We start from the raw sequence: 26,793 nt of genomic DNA on the forward strand, positions 1-26,793 counted from the left end.
ATCATGGCAATCCAACTCGGAATTAACCCTTTGACATGGACCAATGATGATTTACCAACATTGGGCGCAGAAACGCCACTGGAAACATGTTTAACTGAAGGCCGTCAGGCAGGGTTTGCAGGTTTTGAATTGGGTAATAAATTTCCGCGTAAGGCTGAAATTCTGGGCCCAATTTTAGAAAAACATGACCTTAAATTGGTTTCAGGCTGGTATTCAGGTGAATTACTGACTCGCAGCGTGGAAGAAGAAATTGAAGCAGTACAAGGGCACTTAGCACTACTCCGTGATTTGGGGGCTAAAGTGATGGTCTTCGCAGAAGTGACTCATTGCATACACGGCGACCAAGACAAACCGGTACATATGCGCCCTTTATTCCCTGCGGACAAGTGGGAAGAATACGGTAAAAAATTGACTGAATTTGCAAAATATACCCTATCACAAGGGGTACAAATTGCTTACCACCATCACATGGGGACAGTGATTGAGTCAGCAGAAGATGTTGATAATCTAATGAAACACACCGGTGATGAAGTGGGATTACTGCTTGATACTGGACACTTAACTTTCGCTGGCGCTGATCCCGTTGAAGTTGCTAAGCGTTGGGCTAAGCGTATCAATCACGTTCACTGCAAAGACGTTCGTCCAGATGTACTTAAAGATGTGAAAAATCGCAAAACCAGTTTCTTGAATGCGGTATTAGCGGGTGTCTTTACTGTACCAGGAGATGGTTGCGTTGATTATCCAGCAGTATTTAAAGTATTGAAAAATAGTCAATATGAAAATGGTTGGTTGGTGGTTGAAGCGGAACAAGACCCAGCTATTGCTCATCCACTAACATATGCAACAATGGGTTATAACAACCTGCATAAATTTGCTAAAGATGCAGGACTGATCTAACGAATCATCATAGTGAAGCTCAATGACTTGAGTTACAGGTTATTGAAGAGTGAAGTTATCCCGATGAATCGATAATTTTCGAGGATTCGGGTAACTGAGCTTCCACAGCTTAAAGTTTGTTTTAGAGGCCGAGGTAAGCGATATGTCAAAATTATTATCAAAGTATCATTCTCCAGATGAAAACAAGCGTACTCAGCATATTACGCCTGAATCCGCTAACTGGGGATATGTGCACTTTGATGTGTATGAACTCAAACAAGGTGAATCTATTTCCTTGCCGGCATCTGAGAATGAAGTTTGTCTAGTGTTGGTTGCGGGTAAAGCAACGGTGAAAACACCAAAGCAGACATTCGAAAATATTGGCGACCGTATGGATCCTTTTGAGCGCAAAAAGCCGTATGCGGTTTATGTGACAGCACAAGAGTCGGTTGAAGTAACCGCAGAAACGGCGCTAGAGCTAGCAGTATGCCAAGCAAAAGGGAAAGGAACTTATCCTACACGTTTGATTGGGCCTGATGACATTGGTGCAGAGCAACGTGGCCATGGCAATAACAAACGTTATGTTCATAACATCCTACCTGATAATAAATCTGCTGATAGCTTACTGGTGGTTGAAGTCTTTACCGATGAGGGATGTACAAGTTCGTATCCAAGTCATAAACATGATACCGATAATGAGCCAGCAGAAACGTATCTAGAAGAAACCTATTACCATCGTTTGAATCCGCCACAAGGGTTCTGTATGCAGCGAGTTTACACTGATGATCGTGAGTTAGATGAGTGTATGGCTGTTTACAACAAAGATGTCGTCATGGTGCCGAAAGGATATCACCCAATGGCCACAATGGCAGGTTACGACAACTATTATCTTAACGTTATGGCTGGTCCGACACGTAAATGGTTATTTACATGGGAAAAAGACCATAGCTGGGTTAATAGTGAAGAGTATGCTGCTAAACATCGTGATAAAAAGTCGTCGTGAAAACTCAGAGAGTTTAGCTTGTTTTGTTAATAGCCTCTCACAGGCACGGTATACCGTATATGTGGTCTACGAATTAGCGCGCTTTGATCGGTTATTTAGAGACAATGTGAATTTTTAGAGTATGTACCAAAACCAAAATCTGTTATCTACTATTTGCCGGTAATTTATTACCGGCTTTTTTATTTATTACCATATTAATAAATGATTTTTTCTTATTGAATCAGTTATAAAGCATGTCAATGGTTGAATCTGAACTGTAATGTCAATCACATTATTAATATATTAATCTGTTCGAATGTTTCCGTTGTGTTAATTTTGTGTAAACAAAAACACAATGAGTGAGGTGTGAATGAAGCGCAAAACAGGTTTTTTCTTTGATGAGCATTGTTTTTGGCATAGTACTGGTTTGCATGCAACCACATTGCCTGTTGGTGGTTGGGTTCAGCCTCCGTCAGGCGCTTCTCATGCTGAATCACCGGAAACCAAAAGGCGTCTAAAAAGCTTGATGGATGTCTCAGGGCTAAGCCGCTCTCTTATTTTGTCTTCTGCGGAGCCAGCGAGCGAAGAGACCCTACTCAAAATCCATCCTCAAGAATATTTAACGCGTTTCAAACAGGTGAGTGATAACGGCGGTGGCTTATTGGGTAAAGAGGCTCCATTAGGTCCAGGAAGCTATGAAATCGCTAAACTGTCAGTGGGGTTAGCCTGTGCAGCCGTTGAAGCTGTACTGAAAGGTGAGTTGGATAATGCTTATAGCCTTTCTCGTCCACCGGGGCATCATTGTCTACCTGATGAATCAATGGGCTTCTGTTTTCTTGCCAATATTCCCTTGGCAATTGAATATGCAAAAGAGCGTTTTAACATAGAACGCGTTGCTGTGATTGATTGGGATGTTCACCACGGTAATGGGACCCAGCATATTTTTTGGGATCGCGCCGATGTATTAGCGATTTCGCTACATCAAGATGGATGTTTCCCTCCGGGATATAGCGGTGAAGATGATATTGGGGTTGGTGAAGGCGAAGGATTCAATTTGAATATCCCATTGTTAGCGGGGGCAGGCCACAATAGCTATATTTATGCAATGAAGCAAATCGTTATACCTGCTTTAGAACGCTTTAAGCCTGAACTGATCATTGTTGCCAGTGGTTATGATGCCAATGCAATGGACCCGTTAGCAAGAATGCAACTTCATAGTGAAAGCTTTCGAGAAATGACACAGCTTGTGATGGATGCCGCGGATAGGCTGTGTGATGGAAAATTGGTTATTGTTCATGAAGGCGGTTATTCAGAAGCTTACGTACCATTTTGTGGCTTAGCTGTCATAGAAGAGATGAGTGGCGTCCGTACTGAGGTGATTGACCCGCTATTAGATTTTATTGCTCTTCAGCAGCCAAGGGATGAATTTGAACGCTTTCAACAGCAACAATTAGATAAACTAAAAGAAAAATTTGGTTTGTAATCTTATTCGATAGGGGCTGTTTGCTAATGTGATGCAAAGCCCCTATTTATTAATAAGCGACGGTAAATTGTTTATGAATAAACTGTGGCTTTTCTGCTTCATCAAGAATAGCAACAGCCAGATCTTCAACGGAAATTTTGGCTGGAACATGACCATTCATGAGCAACTGGTTACCTGCAAGCCTAAATGTTTGAGTACGCTCTCCTGATTCTAATATGGCCGCGGGAGACACAAAGGTCCAATCCAGTTCCGGCGTATTCTGTAGTACCTGCTTAAATTCTCTTACAGCCTGTGCACCAGGTTTAATTTCCTCAGGAAAATCGGGAGAATCAATCAATTCTATACCGGGGGCTATCTCTAAACTGCCGGCACCGCCAACAACAATTAATCGCTTGATACCGGATAGCTTGACCGCTTGTAAAATAGCTTGATTACCTATCACGGTATCTTGGTATAGATTAGGATTTTGCCAGCCACCATTAAAAGCACTGATCACAATATCTTGTCCTTTCAGTCGGGCTGTTAGCCATGAAATATCAGTAATGTCACCTGAAGAGGTTATCAAATGGGCATGTTGTGGAAGTCTATTACTGTGACGTGAAATGGCAGTCACTTGGTGTTGGCGTAGCAGTGCTTCTTCAACCAATGGCTTACCAACAAAACCTGTTGCTCCAATAATTGATATTTTCATCTTTTGCCCCGCAATTGATTGACAATATGAGTTATAGTCATTTTATAACCATAATTGATACAGATTTTCTACGTAGCTTTCTTTGAGTATATCTCATTCTGTATGACTATAGTGGTATTCCCTTATCAATTTACTGAACATTACGAGCCGCTTTGCATCTCATTGCGTTGCAATCGGACCGTCTTGCAACGCATTATTTGGCATCTCGAAATAGTTTTAAGACGATACTCGTGATAATGGCGATGGCACCACCTAGCGCGGTTTCTAATACTCTATCAAAGAGCAGCACGTATGCAGGATGCCGCCAATAGATGACTTGTTCGAGAACCGAAAGAATTAAACTGGTTACAATAAAAGTCATAAAAGTATAGCCGTGATGGAAGCTCATCGGCATTAGAAATGCAAAAACAACGATGGAAATTAGGCCGATATAGGGCATTAGCGGTGTATTGAATAAAAAATAAAGTAAAATAACTGAAAGTAAACTTCCCGCTACACGCTGAAGTGTTATATGAATAATACTTTGTGATTTTGGATGTAAAACAAATACAAAGGTGAGTAACGTCCAATAGAAATGGCCCAGATCTAACATTCGTGGTATGGCTAACGAAAGCAATAAACCTATCGCGTAAGTCATTGATCTAGGAATGATATACTTACGTAGTGTGAATAGGTTTTGTTCAACAAGGCTGCCCGTTAGAATAGTGTGACGATGCATCTTTTGGCTTAAGAGATAACAAGTCATTAGAGTGACGCTACTACCGATTAAAAAACCAAGCGCAAGGCTTTTTGAAATATCAGGTAAAATAGTGCCGATGGTTGACATGATAATCATAAATTTCATGGTCAAATCCATCACAGGATCCGTGCCATACAACTGGTAATAAATAAATGAAAAAATGGCGAGATAAATATAAAAACCTGTGCCTAACCGTAATGTATCCCCGATAAAAATCGCAGCCATGATCATGGCAAGCCAAAAAGCGGTATAGAAATAGTTCTTGTACTCTTTCGCGGCATTAAAAAGGTTAAATGCATATAAGGTTGAGAAAGCGGCCCACATAGAAGCTTGCACATCCATAATAGTAAAAGCGACTGCTGCACTTAATAGCATACAGCCACTAAACATGAGACCGTCATGAATCGCTGGTATTTTTCTCATAAAAAGATGCTCACAATTTGCAGTGTAAGTTATTATTTATTAAGGTAATTTATACTAACACAGATCTTAGTTAAACGCTGTCTATCAATCAATCCATTTGAATTCACAGACAAAAGGCAAACTTCAGCCAAAATAAAGCTAACGGTATTTTTTGCATGCTAAAAAATGCATAATAATGGCAGAGCATGTCGTTATAATGAAAATAAGGAATAAGTGATGCAAGTGAATCCCCATGATTTTGTCTGGATCAGTAGCCTTGATGATTTGCCGAAGGAATTACTGCCTGAATGGGTTATTTCTCAATGGAATAAGCAACTACCATTGGTTGTGCGTAGAGAGGCAACGGCTCAAGAAAAACTTTCAGTGGGAATTCGAGGAATAAAGCCGGGTCAGCGCTTTATCACGCAAATTGATAAGTCAGCTATTACTCACATTATGAATGTAGAATCATTAGTTGCGAATTCCCGTGAATTGCAACGTTCTATGTTTATCGCATTACCGCCTGTACAAGTACTGTTATTACTTTCACAGCATAATTGGCCGTGGGCGTGGGCTGTGACCGGAAGCTGTGCTTATACATTAGTGACTGACATCCAAAGCATGCTTGCCGATTGTGATCTTGACGTATTAATCCGTTGTCCTACACGCCATAAAAAAGAAGATTTTGCTGAGTTCGCGATTAAAGCGAATACACCTTTATGTCGGATTGATATTCATATTGAAACGCCAAAAGGTGGCTTCTCATTAGCGGAATGGTTTAAAAATGAACAGGTGACACTCCATACACCGCGAGGAGCAGTCATAACGGCGGACCCATGGGATGAAAATTTGTAATTGATGGCATAACAGACTGATTATGCTTGTTATTTGTTCGTGTTGCGCAAAAATTAATTTTGATGTTCGTACAGATGATTTTTTTCTAATCGATAGAAAGTCGTGAGTTGGGCTGTTTTCAGCCCAAACGCACGTATCATAGATGTTCTACAAAAGGTTCAGCTAATCCCGCTTGAAGCCATTCTTGCATCGCCGATAATGCGACCATACGGTCAACCCATTGCTGAGCAGCATTGCTGATCGGTAATTGATAACTGCGAATTCTAAACGCAACGGGTGCATAAAAGGCATCTACGGCAGTAAATTGATCTCCGGCTAGCCACGGTCCACCAAAGGTTGTGAGGCCTTCTTGCCATAATTGTTGGAGACGCTTGAGATCTGTTTGTAGTTCTCGGGAAATTTTTTCTAATGGGGCATGATGAGAAAGATTCATTGCGCATTCTTTACGAAGGGTGGTAAATCCAGAATGCATTTCCGCACTCGCACTGCGCGCCCATGCCCGCGCGTGTTTATCTTTAGGCCATACTTGTGGATACGCTTCATACACATATTCGCAAATCGCTAGGGAATCCCAAACTGTTTGTTTTCCATCAATAAGGCAGGGGACGAGGCCTGAGGGAGAGAATGCTTTAAATTTGTCATAGCTATTGTGACCGCTTCCAATGTCAAAATAGCAAAGGTTTTCTTCGAAAGGGATACCTAAAGTTTTGAGTAATACCCAGGGTCGGAGTGACCACGAAGAATAATTTTTATTAGCAATCCAAAGTTTATACATAATATACCTACCGGATGATCAGCGAAGAGTCATAGAAATTAAGAAGGCTCCTAAAATTAGCATGTTAAAAAATTTAAAGAAAGATAAATACAGTAGTCTTATATATTAAAAGTATATGCTATGAATTAAAATTATAATAAAAAAGTCACCTTAGATACGAGTAATTAAATAAATGGTTTCTATTATTTACATAAACTGAAGTTAATTTTATTTACATTAATTATTTAGGCTAGACAAAAAATGTTTTTTTAGAAAACAATGATTATGTTGATAGTATTTGAATATCTTCAACAAAATATTTGTTTAAGTTAGGGATAGGAATAATTTTTAAATCCCCTTATGATTACAGTAGGTTATTAAAAAGTGATCGCCTTTTAATTTGTAGGGTTATTAATTATGCAATGGAAAAATAGTACCACTCGCTATGGGCATTTATCGCTGCTCATACATTGGTTAGTTGCAATTGTTGTATATGGAATGTTTGCATTGGGTTTATGGATGGTGACTCTCGGTTATTATGATAGCTGGTATCATCAAGCACCTGAAATTCATAAAAGTATAGGTATTTTATTATTTATTGTTATGGCATTTCGTGTGGTTTGGCGTTTTATTTCTCCCCCACCTAAACCTCTTGAGAGTTATAGCCGTTTAACCAAAATAAGTTCTGCAACTGCTCAAATTTTGATTTATATCATCTTGTTTAGCATTTTGATAAGTGGATATTTAATTTCTACAGCGGATGGTCAACCAATAAGTGTGTTTGGTTGGTTTGATGTGCCGGCTTTATTTACTGGGGCGGCAACGCAAGCCGATACCGCGGGTGAAATTCATCTATATTTAGCTTGGGCAGTTGTTTTGTTATCAGTTTTACATGCTTTTGCGGCATTTAAGCATCACTTTTTTGACCGTGATATTACTTTAAAAAGAATGTTGGGTTTTAATCCCGATAAATAAACGTGGAGATAATTATGTTGAAGAAAACGGTTCTTGGTCTGGCAACAGGTGCATTATTTTTAACAGCGGGTTCTGCATTAGCGGAAACCTATAAATTTGATAAGCAAGGTCAGCACGCATTTATCGAATTCCGTATCCAACATTTAGGCTATAGCTGGGTATATGGTAGCTTTAAGGATTTTGATGGTAGTTTTACTTATGATGCGAAAGACCCATCAAAAGATAAAGTCGAAGTAACAATTAAAACAGGCAGTATCGATACCAACCATGCAGAACGTGATAAACACTTACGTAGTGGTGATTTCTTGAATGCCTCTAAATACCCAGAAGCAAAATTTGTTTCTACTGAAGTGAAGAAAGAAGGTGATGTTTACAAGATCACCGGCGACTTCACATTAAATGGTGTTACGAAGCCCATTACATTAGATGCAAAATTGATGGGTGAAGGTAAAGACCCATGGGGTGGATATCGTGCAGGTTTTGAAGCACAAGGCAATATTAAGCTGAAAGACTTTAACATTAAATCTGATTTAGGACCTAAGTCCCAAGAAGCTGAACTACTGATTTCAGTAGAGGGCGTACAAGACAAGTAATTAATTTTTCAGCTAAAAAGCGCTCAGTGTCCTTTTGTCACTGGGCGCTTTTTTTTAGCTAGGTAATTTCCTTTTTTCCTATAGCTAATTCACTTTATAAAGGGGTAGAATGTATTAATAATTAATTGACTTAAAAAATAATATTTTAGATAAGTCAATTAAGGTTATTTATTTATAGGCACTGTTATAAAGGTAGGGGCCCTTGAAGACAAATAGTTCACGCAAAACAGCATTGATTGTTGTTATTATTTTTATTGCATTTGCGCTCGGTTTTTATTGGTTAGGTAAAGATAATAATACATTATCGACGCAAACGGATGCTGAAGCTCAGACAACTTCTTTAGAGGCACCATTAAGCACTGTTCAAGTAGAGGCATTAGCTAAGCTTGAAAAACAAATGCCTGTCATTGGCACAATTAAAAAATTAAGCCCAGAAGCGTATTCAAGTTTTGAACAAATTGTTCGTGACTATGAGCCATCGAATGAATTACTGACTCGCCATATATTTGACCAGATCGTTGGCAGTGTCATGCAGTTAGTTATTGAGCGTATACCTTATGCTTCAGATAAATCAGTTATCAACTTTACGAGTAAAGTAAATGATTATTTGAATGTGTTGTTAGAAACTGACCCTTCAGGGAAAACATGTTTCTACTCTCTATTTCCATATTTACGGGATTCGGCAGCGATAATTCCCCCAGCAAAAAGTCACGCGGTATTGTTTAAACAGTTGGAAGCAACTAATGATTTATTACTTTCAACTGAATCAGGCATCAAACAGCCAATGGTCTCACGTGAAGAACAAGCTGCAATTTTGGACGGCATTCAGAAAAAGCTTGTTGCAAAATATGGCGATCAAACATTATTGCTTGAAAATTTAGATAAAGCGAAACAGCAGCCAGCAGTGACTTGTCGTATAACGATGAGTTTTTACGACCAAATTCTCGCTATACCTGACAATCAGAAAAAAGCTGCTTTTTTACGAGCGCTATTTTCAGCCGCTAATTAGTTGATTATGGATTGCAATATCCCATGAAAAAATGATGGGATATTGCGTTTTCAACCAATTTATCTTCTCTAGCATGCTTTTTTCTATCCGAAAATATTTCTCACTCATCATAATTAACTTCCGCGACTAAATAGCATGTAATTGTTATTGTGTGTTTCAAATGATGAATCAACCGTGTGATTACGCGGTAATTCTTCTATACTTTTAACGTCAGAGTGTCATTTTATATTCATTAAGTTTGTGAATATTGTTATTGAGTTCAGTTGATATATTTTATTTATTTGATCCATCAATTTTTTGGCTATGATATGTTTAAAATCTATCGGCGGTAAGTCTTTGTATCTAGGAGGAAAGATGTCATTTGTTAAGAAAAGCATGGTCGCCTTACTCACTGCGGCTGCGGTTTATGTTCCCTCAGTCGTGACTCAAGCTTGTACTCGAGTGGTTTATTTGGGTGAGGATCAGCAGACCATGACCGCTAGAACGATGGATTGGAAATATGATATTGGAACCAATTTATGGATCCTCCCACGAGGTATGGATAGGGATGGTATTGCCGGACCTAACTCCCTCAAATGGAAATCAAAGTATGGCAGCGTGATCGCGTCAGGTTATGATATTTCAACGACAGACGGGGTTAATGAAAAAGGTTTAGTGGCTAACTTATTATGGTTAGCTGAATCAAAATATCCGCAAGCAAATGATAAACAACCGGCATTATCGATCTCATTATGGGCTCAATATATGCTAGATAACTATGCTACGGTTGCTGAAGCAGTCGCTGCATTGGAAAAAACGCCATTATTAGTCATGACAGATAATGTACCAGGGCAGGATCGCTTGGCGACATTACATTTATCCTTGTCTGATGCAAGTGGTGATAGCGCGATTATTGAGTACATTGATGGTAAACAAGTTATTCATCATAGCCGTAATTACCAAGTTATGACCAACTCTCCTACCTATGAAAAACAGTTAGCTATGCAGGAATATTGGCAGGGCATTGGTGGTACGGTGATGCTACCCGGCACAAACCGTTCAGCAGATAGGTTTGCACGCGCACAGTTTTATGTGAATGCTATCCCACAACAAACCACGCCTAATAAGGCTGTAGCAAGCGTGTTTGGGGTGATCCGTAATGTGTCAGTTCCATATGGATTAACGACTGAAAACTCCCCTGAAATTTCATCGACACGCTGGAGAACGCTGGTTGACCATAAGCGTCAATTATATTTCTTTGAGTCAGCATTAACCCCAAATATATTCTGGACCGACCTTAAAAAAATTGATTTCTCAGCAGAAACAGGCAAGGTGAAAAAATTAAGTCTTGGCGTTGAGCAGAGCAATATTTTTTCAGGTGATGCGACCAATGAATATGTGGATAGCAAGCCTTTTGAATTTTTAGGGTTATCAGCGAAACAACTCGGTTATTAAATTTATCGTCATCAACCTTCTGGGAGTCCTGAAGGTTGATTTTGATCAAGCTATCTATTATCACCTTATGAAACCTTTGCAGGTAATCGAATAACACTATAAGATGTATTTAATATGCAACTTAAAGGTGATGATATGAGCGAGTTAGTTTGTTATAAAACCATGCCGGTATGGGATAAAGCTTCTCTGCCTCTCATGTTCCAAGAGCGCCACAACACAAAAGAAGAGACTTACGCGCAACTGAAAGTACTAAAAGGTTCTCTTGATTTTGTTATTTTTGCTGATGATGGGAGTGAGCAAAAATTCACATTTGATGTTGATAATCAACCTCCCGTAATTGAACCACAAGTTTGGCATCGAATTTCATCCTGTAGTGATGATATGCAATGCCAACTCTCTTTCTTGTGCCATCCTGACATTAAATTCTATAAAGAACACGGATTAACTATCCCACATTCTGAAGTCAGATTTTTATGTGAAAATAAGCTATCTCAACCATGCAAAACATTAGACTTAGGTTCAGGAAGAGGTCGTAATAGTTTTTATCTTGCACTGCAAGGTTATGATGTCACTGCGGTAGATATTAATCCACAGCATATTCAAGCTATTGATTTTGTGAAAAAACAAGCGGGTATAGAAAACATTAAAACCGCAATTTATGATATCAATAGCCACCAAATCAAAGGTGATTATGACTTAATTGTTTCAACCGTCGTTTTAATGTTTTTACAGCGTGAAAACATAGCCGATATTATTGCCGATATGCAAGCTCACACATTACCTGGCGGTATTAATGTCATTGTCTGTGCAGTAGAAACACCGAACGCACCTTTAGACTTAGTTCCATTTAAATGTTTTCTTAAAGCAGGGGAATTAAGCGGATATTATAAAGATTGGGAAATTCTAAAATATAATGAGGATCCAGGTCATCTTCATAGAACTGATGCACAAGGTCAGCGTATTAAACTCAATTTCGCTACCTTAATCGCGAAAAAGAAATAAGTGCTTATTGGTTAATGATGGCGGGATGTATACCATCCCGCCAATGAGTTAGGCTTGATTTACCGTTTTTGTTTGCTCTTCTGATTTTTCTGCTGCACTTCGTTGTAATGTTCTTTCTAATAAAACAGAATAAAGCGGTCTACCGCCGAGTAGTTGTGCGACCATAGTTGCACCTAAACAAGTAATAATCATCGGTAAAATCAGTTGATAATTACTGGTCATTTCAAGGACAAGAACTAGCCCTGTTAATGGTGCCCTAACGGTTGCTGCAAATAATGCACCCATACCCGCAATAGCAAAAGTCCCTATTTCAATTTGATAATCAGGAAAAATTTCTAAAACACAGTAACCATAGATCCCACCAAAAAGTGTGCCTAATGCGAGTAAGGGTGAAAAAATGCCTCCTGGGGCTCCAGAACTAAAACTGATCGTTGATGTTAGAAAGCGTAAAGCAAAAAATAGAATTAAAAGGGAGATTGTAAAGCTTCCCGCCATCATCTGATGGATCATTGAAAAGCCTCCACCCACAATTTCAGGCGTGTAAACGCCAATAGCACCACAGCTACCACCAATTAACCCCCCCATTAATACAAAGCGGGATACTTTATTTTGATAGAAGGCGAGAAACTTAGTTTGCAGGTAGAGTAAAAAATTATTAAAACAAATACCCACGACACCAAACAACAGCCCTAAGACTAAATAAAGCCATAGCGTGTTTAGCGGGGCAGATGAAAATTGTCCGATGTTTAGAATCGCTGCTTGGCCACTGATTAACTGGTAGACAATCGTAGACGTGATTGAGCCAATAAAGACAGCTTTGATGGAGATCAGGCTGTATTTAAATTGTGGGCGCATTTCTTCAATGACAAATAAAATACCAGCAAGCGGTGCATTAAAGGCTGTTGATAAACCAGCTGCTGCGCCTGCGGCTAATAGGGTGTGACGTGACTCATTATTTTTAACGCGAAAAATATCATAAAACATTTGGCTTATATTAGCCCCCAGTTGTACGGTAGGGCCTTCGCGGCCCAGTACCATTCCGGAACCTAAAGCCCCTAGTCCACCAAAAAATTTAACGGGGATCACTCTCCACCAACGGACTGGGCGTAAATCTTGCAAAGCCCCTTCGATTTCTGGGATACCTGAGCCTCCAGACTCCGGAGATATTTTTTTCACTAAATAGTATCCCACCATCGCTAATATGGCAGATACAGCAAACATGGCTGGAATTATTAGCCATTTATCAGTGACCAGTTCACCAACAGTGCTACTTCTGTAGTTGCTTACCCAAGTTGTACCTAATTCAAACAAAGAACCAATAAGGCCCACAAATGCGCCAATGACTGCGGCTAAAAGTAGAATCGTCACTGGTGTCTTATTAGACTCTTTCAATCGTCTGAGTATTCCAAAACGATATTTCATTGCAGATTGGCTAATGGGACTTTGTTCGGACATCTTTTTATGACTCTCTATATTGGTAATGAGTAACAAATAGTGATTATTTTAGCACAACAGTAAGTTCGCTAAACCATACCATAAATTTATTGTTAGGTATTTTATTTAAAAGATAACGTAAACTAAACGAAATTTTTCTAATTTAAACTATTGGATAATGATGAGTTATGAATGATTAAGGAAAAAATTATGAAGATTAATAGCTAATTATTTATAGAGGGTGCTTTAAGCTATTTAAGCGTAATAATAATAAGTAATGCTCTAATTTTTATTGAGATTGTGACTTAAATAATCAGTAAGCTAATATTTAGCTCCGTTAGTGACGAATAATTAGGTTTAACGATGCTTAAATTTTTAGATATTTATCCTTCAATCGATATTGTATCTGGCTATGCAATGGTTTCTCAGACTGCAATTAAAATAACGCAGGGTAAACACTATAATAAAGCACAAGTTGATAACAAGATCCTTGGAACCCCAGTTGAAGTCGTTAATCGCTGGCAAAATGCTGGCGCCAAATACGTTCATATGGTTGATTTGGATGCGGCTGCTGGTAAAGGTGACAATTATCAATCCATTAAGGAAGCCGTTGTTAAAGCGAATGCGCAAGTGCAAATTTGTGGGGGGATACGTGACGATGAAACATTATCTCGAGCACTTAATTTAGGTTGCCAAAGAGTGAATATCGGTACGGCAGCGCTGGAAAATGTAGCTTGGTGCGAAAAGGTGCTTATGGAATATGGCGACAAGATCGCAATAGCATTGGATGTTAAACAAATAGAAGGACAATATTATCTTACAAGCCGAGGGTGGAATATCATCAATAAAATGCTATGGCCCGTTTTAGAAAGGCTGAACAAAATAGGCTGTCAACGTTATGTTGTAACCGACGTTGACAGAGGTGGGATGCTTTCCTCTCCTAATTTTGATTTATTACAGCAAGTTTGTAATAAAACGGCTTCTCCGATTATCGCTGGTGGTGGTGTGGCTTCACTTGATGATATTAAAAAATTATCGACTATGCGTAGGCAAGGTATTGAAGGAGTCATCCTTGGTCAAGCGCTTCATATAGGCTTAATAGATTTACCTAATGCATTATTGGCTACCAAGAGTCACGATATTGAATAGAGAGCTTATTTATGAGTCAGTTATTTTCTGTTAGTGCGGAAAATATTAGCTTATTAGGCAGTTTGATTTCTCCTGTAACTAATGCTCGCTTTTATAAAGCATATCGATATTTACCAAAGTTATTTTATTATGAAAATGGTGTCATTAATAGCCGAGGAGAAGTTTATTATCAAAAATTGAATTGTAATCAAATTATTTATCAATTAATGGAATTGAAAAATCAATATTTAATGGTCCCAGATATTGAATCTGAGAAGGTCATAAAGTATGTCATTGCTGACCATATGTTTTCTAAATTGCTAAGAATGTTAGACTTTATTATTGGTAATAATGATGAGGATAGGGATGTTATTAACGGATATATAAAAGCAATTGATTGGTGTGCGACAGTGATTATAAATTTCATCATGGGAACTGATTTACCTAAATATCTAGGTGAAATGGAGAGTCTCAGTATAAATTCAAATTTAGGGTTAAAGTATCCAAGAGAACAAATAGAGGGAGATAATCATTTTATTTCATTAACATCTGCATTATGGTTAACTGAACAATATGATTATATCGTTGGTATTGCATTAGGGGGAGTAGGGTGCTCTGCGCTCATATCTTGCTATTTAAAAAAGCCTTTAGGAATAATTAAGCTATCTCATTATGATGAGGTTAATATAAACAAGAAAATACCCTTTTATCGTAGTTGGGAAGGGGCAGGTAAGATACTCTTAGTGGATGATAATTGTGGAAGTGGGCGAACCCTGAGTCATGCTAAAAAATATCTCAAACAAGTCACGATGAATGATATTTCAACTTTCGCAACAGAGTTACATTGGGAAAAATTTTTTAGAAAAAAAGTCTATCAGCATCCAGAGAATATCTTTAATCCTAAAACGCTAACTGAGCTTTCGCCTTGGTGTTTTCGACATTTTGAATTAATAAATTTGTTAAGGAAAAAAGAAAAATATCATACGGAAGCGGCACGTATCACAACAGCCGACTGGATGGATTATTCGCTGACGATTATTTCGCTATTAGAAAAAATACTTCCAGAAGAAAAGTATTTATTAAACCTGAAAAGCAAGTTTGAACTTTTCATGAACAATAACCAATAAAGGACAATTATGGGGAAGTCACATGTAATATGGGATTGGAATGGTACGCTTTTAGACGATGTTCATATCTCTCTTCTTGCAGCAAATAAAGTATTTAATCAGTTAGGCTTTAAAGAGTTAAGCTTACATGAATATCGAGAGAACTACTCTGTTCCGGTGAACATTTTTTATCATAATGTGATGGGGAGAGAACCGACTAAATCGGAATGGCAAACAATAGGTGATGTATTTAACCAATATTATAAACCCAATGTTAGAACGGCCTATTTATCTAGAGGGGCTATTGAAGCATTACAATATAGAAATAAAAATAAGTTCACTCAATCAGTTTGTTCTTTAATGGAACAAGACGAACTTAACCAAAGTATTTTTGATACACAGGTATCTTCATATTTTAATTTAGTGGAAGGGCGGACATTACCTTTATTAAAAAAGGGAAAATCCGAACAACTTTCATTGCATATAAAAAAATTAAATATTTTACCATCACGGTGTGTTGTGGTTGGTGATGCCGCAGATGATGCATTATCTGCTTTTGAAGTAGGAGCTAAAGCGATTCTTTATACTGGTGGGACTCATTGCGCTGAGAATTTAGCTAAGACAGGAGCCTATCTTGTTGATTCGCTTTTAGGAGCTGCAATGTTAGCAGAAGATATTGTTTAAATAGATAGGAGGATAAATGTTGTATTCAGTGGTTGGGTTACAGTTTGGGGATGAAGGCAAAGGCAAGTTTGTTGATTATCTTGCGGGAAAAATAAAACATATCGCAAGGTTTAATGGCGGCGCCAATGCTGGTCATTGTGTACAAGTAAAAAATCAACGACTGTCATTTTCACAGCTACCCGCTACCTTATATCAAGGAAATATGTATATTTGCCAAGGGGCACTAATCAGTCTTGAAATTTTAATTAGCGAAATAGAGCGTCTTAAGCAAATTAGACAAGATATCTCCATTTATATTGATTATCGATGTCATATTGTATTACCGATTCATGCTTCATTGAATCAAGCATCCGAAAAATTCAAAGGAAGTCGCAAGATTGGTTCTGTAGGGCTTGGGATCGGTGCATGCTTTGAAGATAAAGCCAATCGGCATGGCATTCGTCTCTATGATGCGCTTGATAAAATAAAACTTCGTGAAAAATTAGCTTTCCTGTGGGATTTAAGGGAAAAACAGATCACATATGTATTTAATGACACATTAACGCTAGAGTTTGAAGATGTTGTAGAACGCTTATATGAACAATGTCAGTATATTAAACCTTACCTTGCTTTTACGGATAAAAAAATACGTCAATTGCTTGGAGATAATAAGGATGTTTTGCTTGAAACATCTCAAGCGACCTTTTTGGATAATGCATTTGGTTCCTATCCTTATACCGTTGCTTATCAAACATTGGTGCAAAGTTGCTTTTCTATTATCGGTATACCTGCTTCACCGATTCATGTTTTAGGAGTAATGAAAGCTTATATGATCAGAGTTGGTAATGGCCCATTCCCAACCGAATTACATGATGATGCAGCAATTAATATTCGTGAACGTGGAAATGAGTATGGTACGGTTTCAGGGAGGCCAAGGCGTTGCGGATGGTTAGATCTGAATTTAATCAAACAGGCTATTGAGCTTAATGGTGTAACAGAATTAGCGATAACAAATGTGGATGTATTAGCAAATGTAGATGAAATTAAAATTGCTATAAATTATATGAAAAAAGATAAGCCTATTACTTGTGAAGCGGCTTTATTAAATTTATCAGAGGTGACACCAATATATTATACATTTCGTGGTTGGCCTCAATTAAAGGGGAACTATCATAGCCGATTAGAATTGCCTGTAGAATTACGTTTATTTTTATCATTTATTGAAGAGCATACAAATAAAAAAATTCGTTACATTTCGTATGGGGCCGATAGAGATAAAACAATTATTTGTCATTAAGTTAAGAAGAAAATTATGATAAATTATGTAACTGGTTTTATGTATTCACCAGATGCAACTCAGGTTGTGCTGATAAAAAAACGTCAACCAGAATGGCAAAAAGGGAAGTTTAATGGTGTAGGCGGAAAAATACATCAAGGAGAAACCCCAGAGGAGGCTATGAGGCGCGAATTTTTGGAAGAAACAGGGGTAATGACAGCCGTATCCGATTGGCGATGTTTTTTAATTCTTACAAATCCTGATAAATATCGTATATATATGTTTTCTACTTATAGTGAACAATTTACTCAGGTTAAGACAGTTGAGAAGGAAGAAGTCAGTGTTCATCACACGGCGTCATTACCAAAAAACAAAATTGCTAATTTAGCTTGGTTAATTCCATTATCTCAGGACCAAAAAATTATTTTGGATACACCATTAACAATAGATTGTCGTTAATAAAAATCCGAAGTCTTGTGAATTCACCCCATAATGATTATCAAAATGGGGGTGAATTATTTAATTTAAAACTGGTAGATGAGACCTAAGCCAAGTACATTATCAGTATTGATCTCATAATCACGAGTAAATTCTTTATCTTTTAATAAATTGATTTTGTAATCAATAACAGCGGTCATATTTTTGTTGAAATCATAAGCAGCACCAACTGCAATATATTTCACCAAATCTTGACTACCGTAGGTGCCGAGATTTTTACCTTTAGATTGGTTGTAACCAAGAGAAGGGGTTAAACCGAAATCGAATGAATACAATGCAACAACTTCTAAGTTCTCTGTTTTATTTGCGATAGATTCAGAATCATCACCACCAAAGCGAGTTGTATTTAGGGTTTGACCATACATTGCAGCTAAATAGAGTTCATCAAGCTCTAATTTACTACCAATATTCCATGCTTCAGCACGTTTACCCGTTGCCCCGACAGAACCATTTTTTTGACTTGGCGTACGTGATGAGTTCGAATAACCCCCACCGATAGATATACCCCAACCTAGTTCATAGGCTGTAGAAAAACCGTAACCATCACCATTATTATCTAATGAGCTGTCGCCAGTTGATTTGTTTTGGTCACCATTTTTACCTTGATATTGCAGAGCAAAACTCAGACCATCAATATAACCAAATGCATTATTATTGCGATAAGTTAATAAATTACGGTTACGACTCATCATATATGTGTCTTCTTGGTCCATAGTATCTGCTCCCCACAGAGGTAATACATCGGTCCAAGCATTCGTATCATAGATCACACCATAATTGCGGCCATAGTCCACAGAACCAAAGTCGGCAAATTTCAATCCTGCATAAGCCAATCGATTCTGGTTTTCGTTATCCGATTCCGCTTTATGAGTTGTTGTTTCCCATTCGAAACGGCCAAAACCAATGAGTTGGTCAGTAATTTGAGTATCACCTTTAAAGCCTAAACGAACGCGTGAATCATCCCCATCTTCACCACTTTTAGCATCTGCAAAATAGTGTCGAACGTCAATTTGACCATACACATCAAGCTTATTGCCATCTTTATTATAGACTTCAGCGGCATTAGCAACACCAGCAACACCAGCAGCGAATAACGCTGGGATCGCTATCGTAATAATATTATTTTTTTTCATGACTAATCCTTTGACCCAATAACTATATAAGTGAAATTTTGCCTATCTAACAAGTTAAGCGAGGGTATTATCAAGTGAATAAATCAAATCTTGCAAGCACTAATTAGACTAAAAATGACACTATATATATTAAGTACACTGCAATAAGGCTAATTTTCCCTATTTTATTAGGTAGATAGATGTAAATAGTTCTCATTCAATGAAAACATTAATATAGATCAATAAACCTTCAGATAAGCTTCAAATCCCTCTTCCTTATTATCGAAAAAGGTTTAATCTTAATGTTGTATATAAAATGCAACTTATGAGGCAATGAACATGTACTGTGTGCAATGTGAACAAACAATTAGAACTCCAGCTGGAAATGGCTGTGCATACGCACAGGGTATGTGCGGTAAAACAGCAGAAACGTCAGATCTACAAGACTTATTAGTTGCGGTGTTACAAAGTCTCTCTGCTAGCGCTGTAACAGCACGTGAATTAGGTATTATTGATCACGACGTAGATAGTTTCGCGCCTAGAGCGTTTTTCTCAACATTGACAAATGTTAATTTCGATTCAGAACGTATTATTGGTTATGCTCGAGAAGCTATTTATTTAAGAGATAAATTAATCAAGCAATGCCAAGCAAAAAATAGTGCTATTGTATTTAACCATCCTTTAATTAATATTCAGCTTAAAGGTAATGATATTATTGCATTGCAAAAACAGGCTGAAGATTTTGCACTTGATATTGATAAAGCACAAGTTGGTGATGATATTCATGGTTTACGCATGCTTTGTTTATATGGTTTAAAAGGTGCAGCGGCTTATATGGAGCATGCGCATGTATTAGGCCAATATGATAATGATATCTATCGCCAATATCATGAAATTATGGCGTGGTTAGGTACGTTACCCGCAAATATGAATGAGTTGCTTGATAATGCGATGGCTATTGGCATGATGAATTTTAAGGTAATGGAAATTCTCGATGCTGGAGAAACTGGAGAATTTGGTCATCCAGTGCCAACAGAAGTGAATGTTCGCCCAGTTGCGGGGAAATGTATTCTTATTTCAGGGCATGATCTAAAAGATTTGAAAATGCTATTAGAGCAAACCGAAGGTACAGGTATTAATATCTATACCCATGGTGAAATGTTACCTGCACATGGCTATCCGGAACTGAAGAAATATTCACACCTTGTCGGTAATTATGGTAGTGGCTGGCAAAATCAGCAAACCGAGTTTGCTAAATTTCCAGGTCCTGTTCTGATGACCTCAAACTGCATTATTGACCCAGATGTTGGGCAATATAAAGACCGTATTTGGACTCGTAGTATTGTGGGTTGGCCTGGAGCCAAACATTTAACCGGTGATGATTTCTCTGAAATGATCAACCAAGCTTTAGCCATGAATGGTTTTCCATACACAGAAATTGAGCACAAAATTACGGTTGGATTTGGGCGTCAAACATTATTGAGTGCAGCTGATACAGTGATTGATCTTGTTTCTCAGAAAAAACTACGTCACGTATTTTTGGTTGGGGGATGTGATGGTAGCCGTGGTGAGCGTAGCTACTACACTGATTTTGCGCGTAGTGTACCTGAAGACTGCTTAATTCTCACATTGGCGTGCGGTAAATATCGTTTTAATAAATTAGATTTTGGTACTTTAGAAGGCTTACCTCGTTTATTAGATGTTGGACAATGTAATGATGCATATTCCGCAATCATGCTTGCTGTAAACTTAGCAGAAAAATTAGGTTGTGGCGTTAATGACTTACCGTTGAGTTTAATCCTATCTTGGTTTGAGCAAAAAGCGATTGTTATTTTATTAACGCTATTATCGCTCGGTGTTAAAAATATCTATACCGGCCCAACAGCACCAGGATTCTTAACTGAAAACCTATTAAACATACTGAATGAAAAATTTGGAATGCGTAGTATTACGACTGTTGAACAAGATCTAGCTGAAATTCTGCCTGCATAATATTAAGTGTGATAGGGGAAATTTATTTCCCCTAATTGGAGTGATACCATGACAATGCCGAGTAGTTTATGTCCAAATAGAATGCAGATACATTCTATCCATCAAGAAACTTCCGATGTATGGACGATTAATTTAATTAATCACGACTTTTATACCTATTCTCCGGGACAATACGCTCTTGTTAGTATTAAAAATAGCGATGAAATCATGCGTGCTTATACGATTTCATCGACCCCTGGACAAAGTCGTTTTATTACTATTACGGTCAGACGATTAGAGCAAGGAACGGGGTCATGTTGGTTAACGAGCTCGGTGAAGCCAGGTGATTATCTATGGCTTTCAGATGCGCAGGGTGAGTTTACTTGTGCTGAATTAAATAGTGATCAATATTTGATGTTAGCTGCTGGCTGTGGTGTAACGCCAATTATGTCGATGGTACGTTGGTTAATGGCATACCGCTCTCAAGCTAACGTAAAAGTTTTATTTAATGTGCGAGATGAGCAGCAAATTATTTTTGCGGATGAGTGGCAACAATTAATTGCACAATATCCATCACGATTACAGTTATGTATTATGCCGGAATCTCCTGATCATGGAGGGGTTGCGGAAGGGCGTTTAACCCTTGAAAAATTATCTGCATTAGTGCCAGATATTTGTTCTCGCATCGTCATGACGTGTGGGCCCACACCTTATATGAAAAATGCCCAGCAATTTGCAAAAACGTTAGGTGTGCCACCTGAACACTTCTTCATGGAACGCTTCTCGCTAGAACCGGAACCGATTGCCAGTGAAGAGACCATTACCTTAAAAATTCGTCAACGTTTGGTTGATTTTAAGGTTCCGGTGGGAACGTCTTTGTTATCGGCTTTAGAACAAAATAAACAACCAGTGATTGCTGCTTGTCGCGCTGGTGTTTGTGGGAGTTGTAAAACAAAAGTATTATCAGGAAATTATACAACGACCAGTACGATGACATTAACAGAGGAAGAGATTGCCGCAGGGTATGTTTTGGCTTGTAGTTGTCAATTACAAGGCGATACAGAGATTGCGTAAATAAAACAATTAAATGAACTGTCTCATTATATATCCCACTAATAATGAGACAGTGACTTATAGACAAGTTATTAAATAACTATACATACGTAGTTATAAGTTATTATATAAAAATCACTATGTAATTTTTATTAGCGTTAAATTTGTTTACTTTAAAACGGGTCCTTCAGGCATAAAATAAACCGATAATTTACTTAATGCATTTATAGCTGAGACGGCTATCTCTTTATTTGGGTCTTGGCAAAGATTGATAATACGAACAATCGCTTCTTGGTATTCAATCGTTGCTTTATAATCTCCCAAAGCTGCTATTGCAGCGATTTTGATCTCATCATTAACGCGAAATGTTAGATTCGTCAGCATACCGACAATAGTTCTGTCCATAATTAAAACTTCACTCTTTAATTAACTTGAAGATATTTTAAATTAAAATTATATATATTAACTTCCAAATTGATCGTTTATTTAATGTTTTTATTTTGAAAACATCAAAAATGAGACTTTTTTTCGAGTTAAATAATGCATTAAGTGCATTCTCTTATTTTTTTATTTTCTTTGATTGAGTTAGTTAATTAAAGTAAGTAAATTTATCGTTGAATAAATTTACCTGTATTATGGATTTTATTGTTATTTATTTTCGTTCAATAAATTCTAATGAGCTAAATTAATATGTTCAGTTTTATTCGTTTAGCGAACATCTCATAATAATATAAAACAGCGAAGAAATTTTTTTTTGCCTTTATTCTTATGGGGTTATGAAGATAACTATTCAAGTGCTATTTCTATTGGTTATTATGAACAATAGCAGTAAATAGCGTATTATTTACTAGGAGAAAAAATAAAAAAACATCAATGGTTACACTTTGTAACACCAAGAATTGTTGTTATACATAAACCTAAACAAAACTTAAACAAGGCTATGGTCATCGGAAATTAACCGTATTTTCGGGGTGGTAATTAATCATCTTATGGTTATAATTCGCGTCGCATCAAAAGTGCAGTATCTCGTTAGGCGAGGCTCCTATACAAACACAGGTTACTGATCTGACGACGTCGAGAGACGCCCAAGATCAGGACAGGATATATCGACCGAAGGTATATCCCCATGTAACTTCCAATATATGTGTTGGATACGTTGTATAGTGCTAAAACCGAGACGTAGAGATAGCCATCGCATTCTCTCATCTGGTTTCGCCCCTATGTGAGTACTGTTTGAGTAAACAACAGTAACTAGGGACTAATAAAATGACATTCACTACCCAGAACAAAGCGGGATCTGTAGCAATCGCTCAGTCCGCAATGAAAGGCGCACGCCTGAATACCAACAACACTCAGCAACCAAAAATTGACGACGCAACTGTCAGTGCATATATGAGCCAATCTTATTTGCCTGTTTCTATTGCAGATTCAGTTGATTGCGTGAAAAAAAATCTGATCGAACATTTAGAGGGTGAGCAAATTCCTACGTATTTGTTCGTTGTGGATCAGGAAAATTATTTAAATGGTATCCTTTCCGTTAAATCATTATTAGCAGCTGAAGAAAATTTGCTTGTGTCTGATATTATGCGTCACAACTACTTTTCAGTTTCTCCTGAGCAATCACGTCATGATGTTTATGATTTGATTAATCATAGTGGTTTAGACATGATACCGGTTGTACAATTTGGCAAATTGATGGGGGTTTTAAGACCTCAAGATATCGCTGAATTGATAGAAGATGAGAATACGTTAGATGCACAACTTCAAGGTGCGACAACACCACTTGAAGAGCCTTATTTAGCAACAAGCCCAGTGACATTATGGCGTAAACGTGTTGTATGGCTATTGATGCTATTTGTTGCAGAGGCTTATACAGGCACAGTGTTAAAAGCTTTTGAAGAGCAATTAGAAGCCGCAATCTCTCTTGCTTTCTTTATTCCATTACTGATTGGAACAGGGGGAAATAGCGGAACACAAATCACTTCTACGCTTGTCAGAGCGATGGCATTAGGTGAGGTTAGCTTACGTAATCTAGGTGCAGTCCTGAAAAAAGAAGTATCAACATCGTTTTTAGTGGCAATAACTATCGGTGCCGCTGCTTTGATTAGGGCCTGGATTTTAGGTGTTGGGGCTGAAGTCACTATTGTTGTGAGTTTAACGATTGTTGCAATTACTATGTGGAGTGCGATTGTTTCTTCTATTATCCCAATGGTATTGAAGAAATTAAAAGTGGATCCGGCTGTTGTATCAGCGCCATTTATTGCGACTTTTATTGATGGAACAGGTTTAATTATTTACTTTGAAATTGCCAAATTGGTGATGACGGAGTTCGCCTAAAGACACACCATCGATATGATGCGGCAGTGTTATTTAACATCTGCCGCAACCAACGAAATAGTCTGTTTTAGGACTTCACCGCATTTTCGACACAAATACTGATTCTCCCCTCTAACAACTTTATTATGCCTTCTGATCGTTAATTCATGTGATGTCGTACAAGCACAATAATAAGTAAAAGTTCGGCTTTTCACTGAAGAAACTGCAAAATGATGAGTTCGATTCGCTGGAACTTCCAAAATCTGTTCCATCATCCATTTCCATTCATGGCCATGAGGTGCAATACCTTGTCGGCCAAACATACGATAGACTAATAAGTGCGCTAATTCATGGGGAATAACTTGCTCAATAAAGAGATCACCATTTTCAATCAGTAGGATTGAGTTTAAGCGGATTTCCCATTCTTTTAAGTATGCGCTGCCAGCCGTTGTGCCTCGTTGTTTATAGTTAACTGTTGGTTCTGGAAATGTTTTTTCCAGTTTTTGTTGTGCTAAGTGAAGCTTTTCACGCAGTGTATGCATGACTTTCTGTTGAAGATAGATAGGGACGCGTACTGTTTTCATGATGGCAAGAATAATATAACCCGACCTAGAGAAACAAGTCTTATTGACTATCATTATATTAAATAATATATTGTTTAATTATATAATATATAGAGGTATATCATGAGCGATAATTCTTCAGAACTCGTGCTCTCTGCAATGAAGCAGGCCGCAATGCAAACATCGTCGTTGTTGAAAACATTAGGTAACCCTGATCGGCTGTTGCTGCTGTGTCAGTTAACGCAGGGAGAGGCCTGTGTGAGCGAGTTAGAAGCCTCATTAGGTATACAACAACCCACGCTTTCTCAACAATTAACGGTGTTACGTCATGAAGGCCTTGTGGTAACACGCCGTGAGGGGAAACGTATTTATTACGCTATTGCGGATGAAAAGCTTTTTACACTGCTAAATACACTCTATCAACTTTATTGTCCTGTACAGGAGAAATAACAATGTCTATTGATTGGGCTAATTTCACTCCGTGGTCAGCCGCCGCAGGAGGAGTATTGATCGGCGCCGCGGTCTCACTATTACTTCTTTTAAATGGCAGGATTGCCGGTATCAGTGGCATTTTAAGTGGAGTATTGAAACCTATCGCCGGTGATACGGCTTGGAAAGTTGCATTTATATTAGGCATTATGATTGCTCCATCTTTATTTATTCTCTTCTTTTTTTCACCTGAAGTCACTATTACCACAAGCACACCCATTATTATTCTTGCAGGATTACTGGTTGGGTTTGGTACAAGAATGGGCAGTGGATGTACAAGTGGCCATGGTATTTGTGGCATGGCAAGGTTTTCTCGTCGCTCTATTGTTGCGGTGGTGACTTTTATGGTGGTGGCATTTGCGACAGTGGCACTGATAAATTTCTTTGATTTAAGAGGATAAAGGTATGCCTATCGTTATCGCCTTAATCTCAGGTTTATTATTTGGCTTGGGATTATTATTAGCGGGTATGGGAAATCCAGCAAAAATTCTGGGATTTTTAGATATTACAGGAAATTGGGATCCATCGTTGTTAGTGACAATGGCTGTTGCAATGGGAATGAGTGCGATTGCCTTCGCTGTCGCGAAAAAACGCCAAGTCAGTTTATTAGCGTGCCCAATGCAGATCCCAACAAATCAAAAAATTGATAAGCCACTCATTATAGGTAGTGTGTTATTTGGATTGGGGTGGGGGCTAGCGGGTATTTGTCCTGGACCAGCACTATTATTAACGGGAATGGGGATAACTCAAGGCATCGTTTTCACGTTAGCAATGATAGCGGGAATGTCTATTTTTCAAATAACCAAAAAATAAATATAAGCCCCACGACAAGCGGGGCTTATGCCTTTATTCGTAAATTAAAAATATCTATTAACTTTTGATCCCCTTCTTTTTTATCATATGAAAATAAATATAAGCTTATTTAAAAATATACTTATCATGATAAATATTTCACTTTTCCTATTGAACTTTTCATAAAACACCCTTGTTAAACACACAATAATATAAATGAACAGCGCTTTCATAAATGAATGAACTGTTCAAAAAAATCTATTTAAGTGAATATCAGAGGTGGGTTATGAAAAAGCAATTTCAGCAAGTCCTTTCCTTAAACTGTTTATGTTCATTATTACTGATAGCTTCTCAATCTGTTTTCGCTCATGGTTATCCCACTGTTTTACCATGCCGAGTCTATTGACTTCAGCTCATCACACAACGGAGCTAAAAAGTACAAATTGTGGCGCGTAAGTATCCGATGACTGCACTGAGTATTGCGTCATTCTTGCCGTATGGAATGTTTATGATTCTGCAAATGCTTTTTGTGAATCAGTCAGTGATGTCATATCTGCCATTAATGTAGGAATAAACGCGATACCAACAGGCATTAAT

27 protein-coding genes and 1 riboswitch are annotated in these 26,793 nt (G+C 37.9%); of the genes, 20 read left to right on the forward strand and 7 right to left on the reverse strand.

Annotated features, from left to right (window positions below; translation table 11 throughout):
* Positions 1-3: 3 nt before the first annotated feature.
* The 3 genes from iolE to ACWPW6_RS06010 all read left to right on the forward strand — a co-directional run bounded on the left by iolE (position 4) and on the right by ACWPW6_RS06010 (position 3,341).
* Complete coding sequence (gene iolE, locus ACWPW6_RS06000) at positions 4-897, forward strand: myo-inosose-2 dehydratase (RefSeq protein ID WP_154622770.1); 894 nt, start codon at positions 4-6, stop codon at positions 895-897.
* A 142-nt stretch (positions 898-1,039) separates the two neighbouring features.
* On the forward strand, positions 1,040-1,879 hold the full coding sequence (gene iolB, locus ACWPW6_RS06005; RefSeq protein ID WP_154622771.1) for a 5-deoxy-glucuronate isomerase: 840 nt from the start codon (positions 1,040-1,042) through the stop codon (positions 1,877-1,879).
* 349 nt (positions 1,880-2,228) lie between these two features.
* Entirely contained in the window at positions 2,229-3,341 is a 1,113-nt protein-coding gene (locus tag ACWPW6_RS06010; protein WP_250000207.1) for a class II histone deacetylase, read from the forward strand.
* A 49-nt stretch (positions 3,342-3,390) separates the two neighbouring features.
* Here ACWPW6_RS06010 and ACWPW6_RS06015 read toward each other — a convergent pair whose 3' ends face one another.
* Positions 3,391-4,032, reverse strand: coding sequence for an NAD(P)-dependent oxidoreductase (locus tag ACWPW6_RS06015; protein ID WP_247047246.1), 642 nt, complete (start codon positions 4,030-4,032; stop codon positions 3,391-3,393).
* Positions 4,033-4,225: 193 nt separating this feature from the next.
* Complete coding sequence (locus ACWPW6_RS06020; RefSeq protein ID WP_250000209.1) at positions 4,226-5,194, reverse strand: FUSC family protein; 969 nt, start codon at positions 5,192-5,194, stop codon at positions 4,226-4,228.
* Positions 5,195-5,410: 216 nt separating this feature from the next.
* Here ACWPW6_RS06020 and ACWPW6_RS06025 point away from each other — a divergent pair, with 216 nt between their 5' ends.
* A complete protein-coding gene (locus ACWPW6_RS06025) occupies positions 5,411-6,028 on the forward strand; it encodes a malonate decarboxylase holo-ACP synthase (RefSeq protein WP_250000211.1) in 618 nt (205 codons plus the stop codon).
* Positions 6,029-6,164: 136 nt separating this feature from the next.
* Here ACWPW6_RS06025 and ACWPW6_RS06030 read toward each other — a convergent pair whose 3' ends face one another.
* Positions 6,165-6,803, reverse strand: a complete 639-nt coding sequence (locus ACWPW6_RS06030; protein ID WP_154635592.1) for a glutathione S-transferase family protein — start codon at positions 6,801-6,803, stop codon at positions 6,165-6,167.
* Between the two features lie 396 nt (positions 6,804-7,199).
* On the opposite strand from ACWPW6_RS06030, the gene ACWPW6_RS06035 reads away from it, so the two are divergent.
* The 5 genes from ACWPW6_RS06035 to tehB all read left to right on the forward strand — a co-directional run bounded on the left by ACWPW6_RS06035 (position 7,200) and on the right by tehB (position 11,795).
* Complete coding sequence (locus ACWPW6_RS06035) at positions 7,200-7,757, forward strand: cytochrome b (RefSeq protein WP_154622051.1); 558 nt, start codon at positions 7,200-7,202, stop codon at positions 7,755-7,757.
* A gap of 14 nt (positions 7,758-7,771) precedes the next feature.
* Entirely contained in the window at positions 7,772-8,350 is a 579-nt protein-coding gene (locus ACWPW6_RS06040) for a YceI family protein (RefSeq protein WP_154622050.1), read from the forward strand.
* Positions 8,351-8,552: 202 nt separating this feature from the next.
* Positions 8,553-9,359, forward strand: coding sequence for a topoisomerase IV (locus ACWPW6_RS06045; protein WP_250000213.1), 807 nt, complete (start codon positions 8,553-8,555; stop codon positions 9,357-9,359).
* A gap of 354 nt (positions 9,360-9,713) precedes the next feature.
* Positions 9,714-10,793 (forward strand): linear amide C-N hydrolase, encoded by a 1,080-nt coding sequence (locus ACWPW6_RS06050; protein WP_154624031.1) that lies wholly within the window; start codon positions 9,714-9,716, stop codon positions 10,791-10,793.
* Positions 10,794-10,907: 114 nt separating this feature from the next.
* The gene (tehB, locus tag ACWPW6_RS06055) at positions 10,908-11,795 is read left to right on the forward strand and encodes an SAM-dependent methyltransferase TehB (RefSeq protein WP_154624032.1); all 888 of its coding nucleotides are present in this window, start codon (positions 10,908-10,910) and stop codon (positions 11,793-11,795) included.
* A 48-nt stretch (positions 11,796-11,843) separates the two neighbouring features.
* On the opposite strand, the gene clcA is transcribed toward tehB, so the two are convergent.
* On the reverse strand, positions 11,844-13,250 hold the full coding sequence (gene clcA / locus ACWPW6_RS06060; protein WP_250000215.1) for a H(+)/Cl(-) exchange transporter ClcA: 1,407 nt from the start codon (positions 13,248-13,250) through the stop codon (positions 11,844-11,846).
* A gap of 342 nt (positions 13,251-13,592) precedes the next feature.
* Between clcA and ACWPW6_RS06065 the strand changes: the two genes are divergently transcribed.
* Genes ACWPW6_RS06065 through ACWPW6_RS06085 form a run of 5 tightly spaced genes read left to right on the forward strand, consistent with a single transcriptional unit; the run spans position 13,593 to position 17,861 of the window.
* Positions 13,593-14,378, forward strand: coding sequence for a HisA/HisF-related TIM barrel protein (locus ACWPW6_RS06065; protein WP_154624034.1), 786 nt, complete (start codon positions 13,593-13,595; stop codon positions 14,376-14,378).
* 11 nt (positions 14,379-14,389) lie between these two features.
* Complete coding sequence (locus ACWPW6_RS06070; RefSeq protein ID WP_250000216.1) at positions 14,390-15,484, forward strand: phosphoribosyltransferase family protein; 1,095 nt, start codon at positions 14,390-14,392, stop codon at positions 15,482-15,484.
* A 9-nt stretch (positions 15,485-15,493) separates the two neighbouring features.
* Complete coding sequence (locus ACWPW6_RS06075) at positions 15,494-16,147, forward strand: HAD family hydrolase (RefSeq protein WP_154624036.1); 654 nt, start codon at positions 15,494-15,496, stop codon at positions 16,145-16,147.
* Positions 16,148-16,163: 16 nt separating this feature from the next.
* On the forward strand, positions 16,164-17,423 hold the full coding sequence (locus ACWPW6_RS06080) for an adenylosuccinate synthetase (protein WP_250000218.1): 1,260 nt from the start codon (positions 16,164-16,166) through the stop codon (positions 17,421-17,423).
* 15 nt (positions 17,424-17,438) lie between these two features.
* A complete protein-coding gene (locus tag ACWPW6_RS06085; RefSeq protein WP_250000220.1) occupies positions 17,439-17,861 on the forward strand; it encodes an NUDIX domain-containing protein in 423 nt (140 codons plus the stop codon).
* A 65-nt stretch (positions 17,862-17,926) separates the two neighbouring features.
* Here the strand turns inward: ACWPW6_RS06085 and ACWPW6_RS06090 are convergent, their stop codons facing one another.
* Positions 17,927-19,033 carry a porin gene (locus tag ACWPW6_RS06090; protein ID WP_247047984.1) on the reverse strand — a complete coding sequence of 369 codons (1,107 nt, stop codon included), beginning with the start codon at positions 19,031-19,033 and terminating at the stop codon, positions 17,927-17,929.
* Positions 19,034-19,351: 318 nt separating this feature from the next.
* Between ACWPW6_RS06090 and hcp the strand changes: the two genes are divergently transcribed.
* Entirely contained in the window at positions 19,352-21,004 is a 1,653-nt protein-coding gene (gene hcp / locus ACWPW6_RS06095) for a hydroxylamine reductase (RefSeq protein WP_154624039.1), read from the forward strand.
* A 48-nt stretch (positions 21,005-21,052) separates the two neighbouring features.
* The gene (gene hcr / locus ACWPW6_RS06100) at positions 21,053-22,057 is read left to right on the forward strand and encodes an NADH oxidoreductase (protein ID WP_154624040.1); all 1,005 of its coding nucleotides are present in this window, start codon (positions 21,053-21,055) and stop codon (positions 22,055-22,057) included.
* A 147-nt stretch (positions 22,058-22,204) separates the two neighbouring features.
* On the opposite strand, the gene ACWPW6_RS06105 is transcribed toward hcr, so the two are convergent.
* Complete coding sequence (locus ACWPW6_RS06105; protein ID WP_154635590.1) at positions 22,205-22,441, reverse strand: HEAT repeat domain-containing protein; 237 nt, start codon at positions 22,439-22,441, stop codon at positions 22,205-22,207.
* Between the two features lie 613 nt (positions 22,442-23,054).
* Positions 23,055-23,228, forward strand: a riboswitch (M-box (ykoK) riboswitch).
* Positions 23,229-23,302: 74 nt separating this feature from the next.
* Between ACWPW6_RS06105 and ACWPW6_RS06110 the strand changes: the two genes are divergently transcribed.
* The gene (locus tag ACWPW6_RS06110; RefSeq protein WP_163860880.1) at positions 23,303-24,373 is read left to right on the forward strand and encodes a magnesium transporter; all 1,071 of its coding nucleotides are present in this window, start codon (positions 23,303-23,305) and stop codon (positions 24,371-24,373) included.
* 29 nt (positions 24,374-24,402) lie between these two features.
* Here the strand turns inward: ACWPW6_RS06110 and ACWPW6_RS06115 are convergent, their stop codons facing one another.
* Entirely contained in the window at positions 24,403-24,936 is a 534-nt protein-coding gene (locus tag ACWPW6_RS06115) for a SprT family zinc-dependent metalloprotease (RefSeq protein WP_154622146.1), read from the reverse strand.
* A 102-nt stretch (positions 24,937-25,038) separates the two neighbouring features.
* Between ACWPW6_RS06115 and ACWPW6_RS06120 the strand changes: the two genes are divergently transcribed.
* Genes ACWPW6_RS06120 through ACWPW6_RS06130 form a run of 3 tightly spaced genes read left to right on the forward strand, consistent with a single transcriptional unit; the run spans position 25,039 to position 26,217 of the window.
* The gene (locus tag ACWPW6_RS06120) at positions 25,039-25,365 is read left to right on the forward strand and encodes an ArsR/SmtB family transcription factor (RefSeq protein WP_154623687.1); all 327 of its coding nucleotides are present in this window, start codon (positions 25,039-25,041) and stop codon (positions 25,363-25,365) included.
* Between the two features lie 2 nt (positions 25,366-25,367).
* Positions 25,368-25,805, forward strand: a complete 438-nt coding sequence (locus tag ACWPW6_RS06125; protein ID WP_154623688.1) for a YeeE/YedE family protein — start codon at positions 25,368-25,370, stop codon at positions 25,803-25,805.
* 4 nt (positions 25,806-25,809) lie between these two features.
* Positions 25,810-26,217, forward strand: a complete 408-nt coding sequence (locus tag ACWPW6_RS06130) for a DUF6691 family protein (protein ID WP_154623689.1) — start codon at positions 25,810-25,812, stop codon at positions 26,215-26,217.
* Positions 26,218-26,793 lie beyond the last annotated feature (576 nt).

This window comes from Providencia sp. Marseille-Q8014, assembly GCF_965112055.1.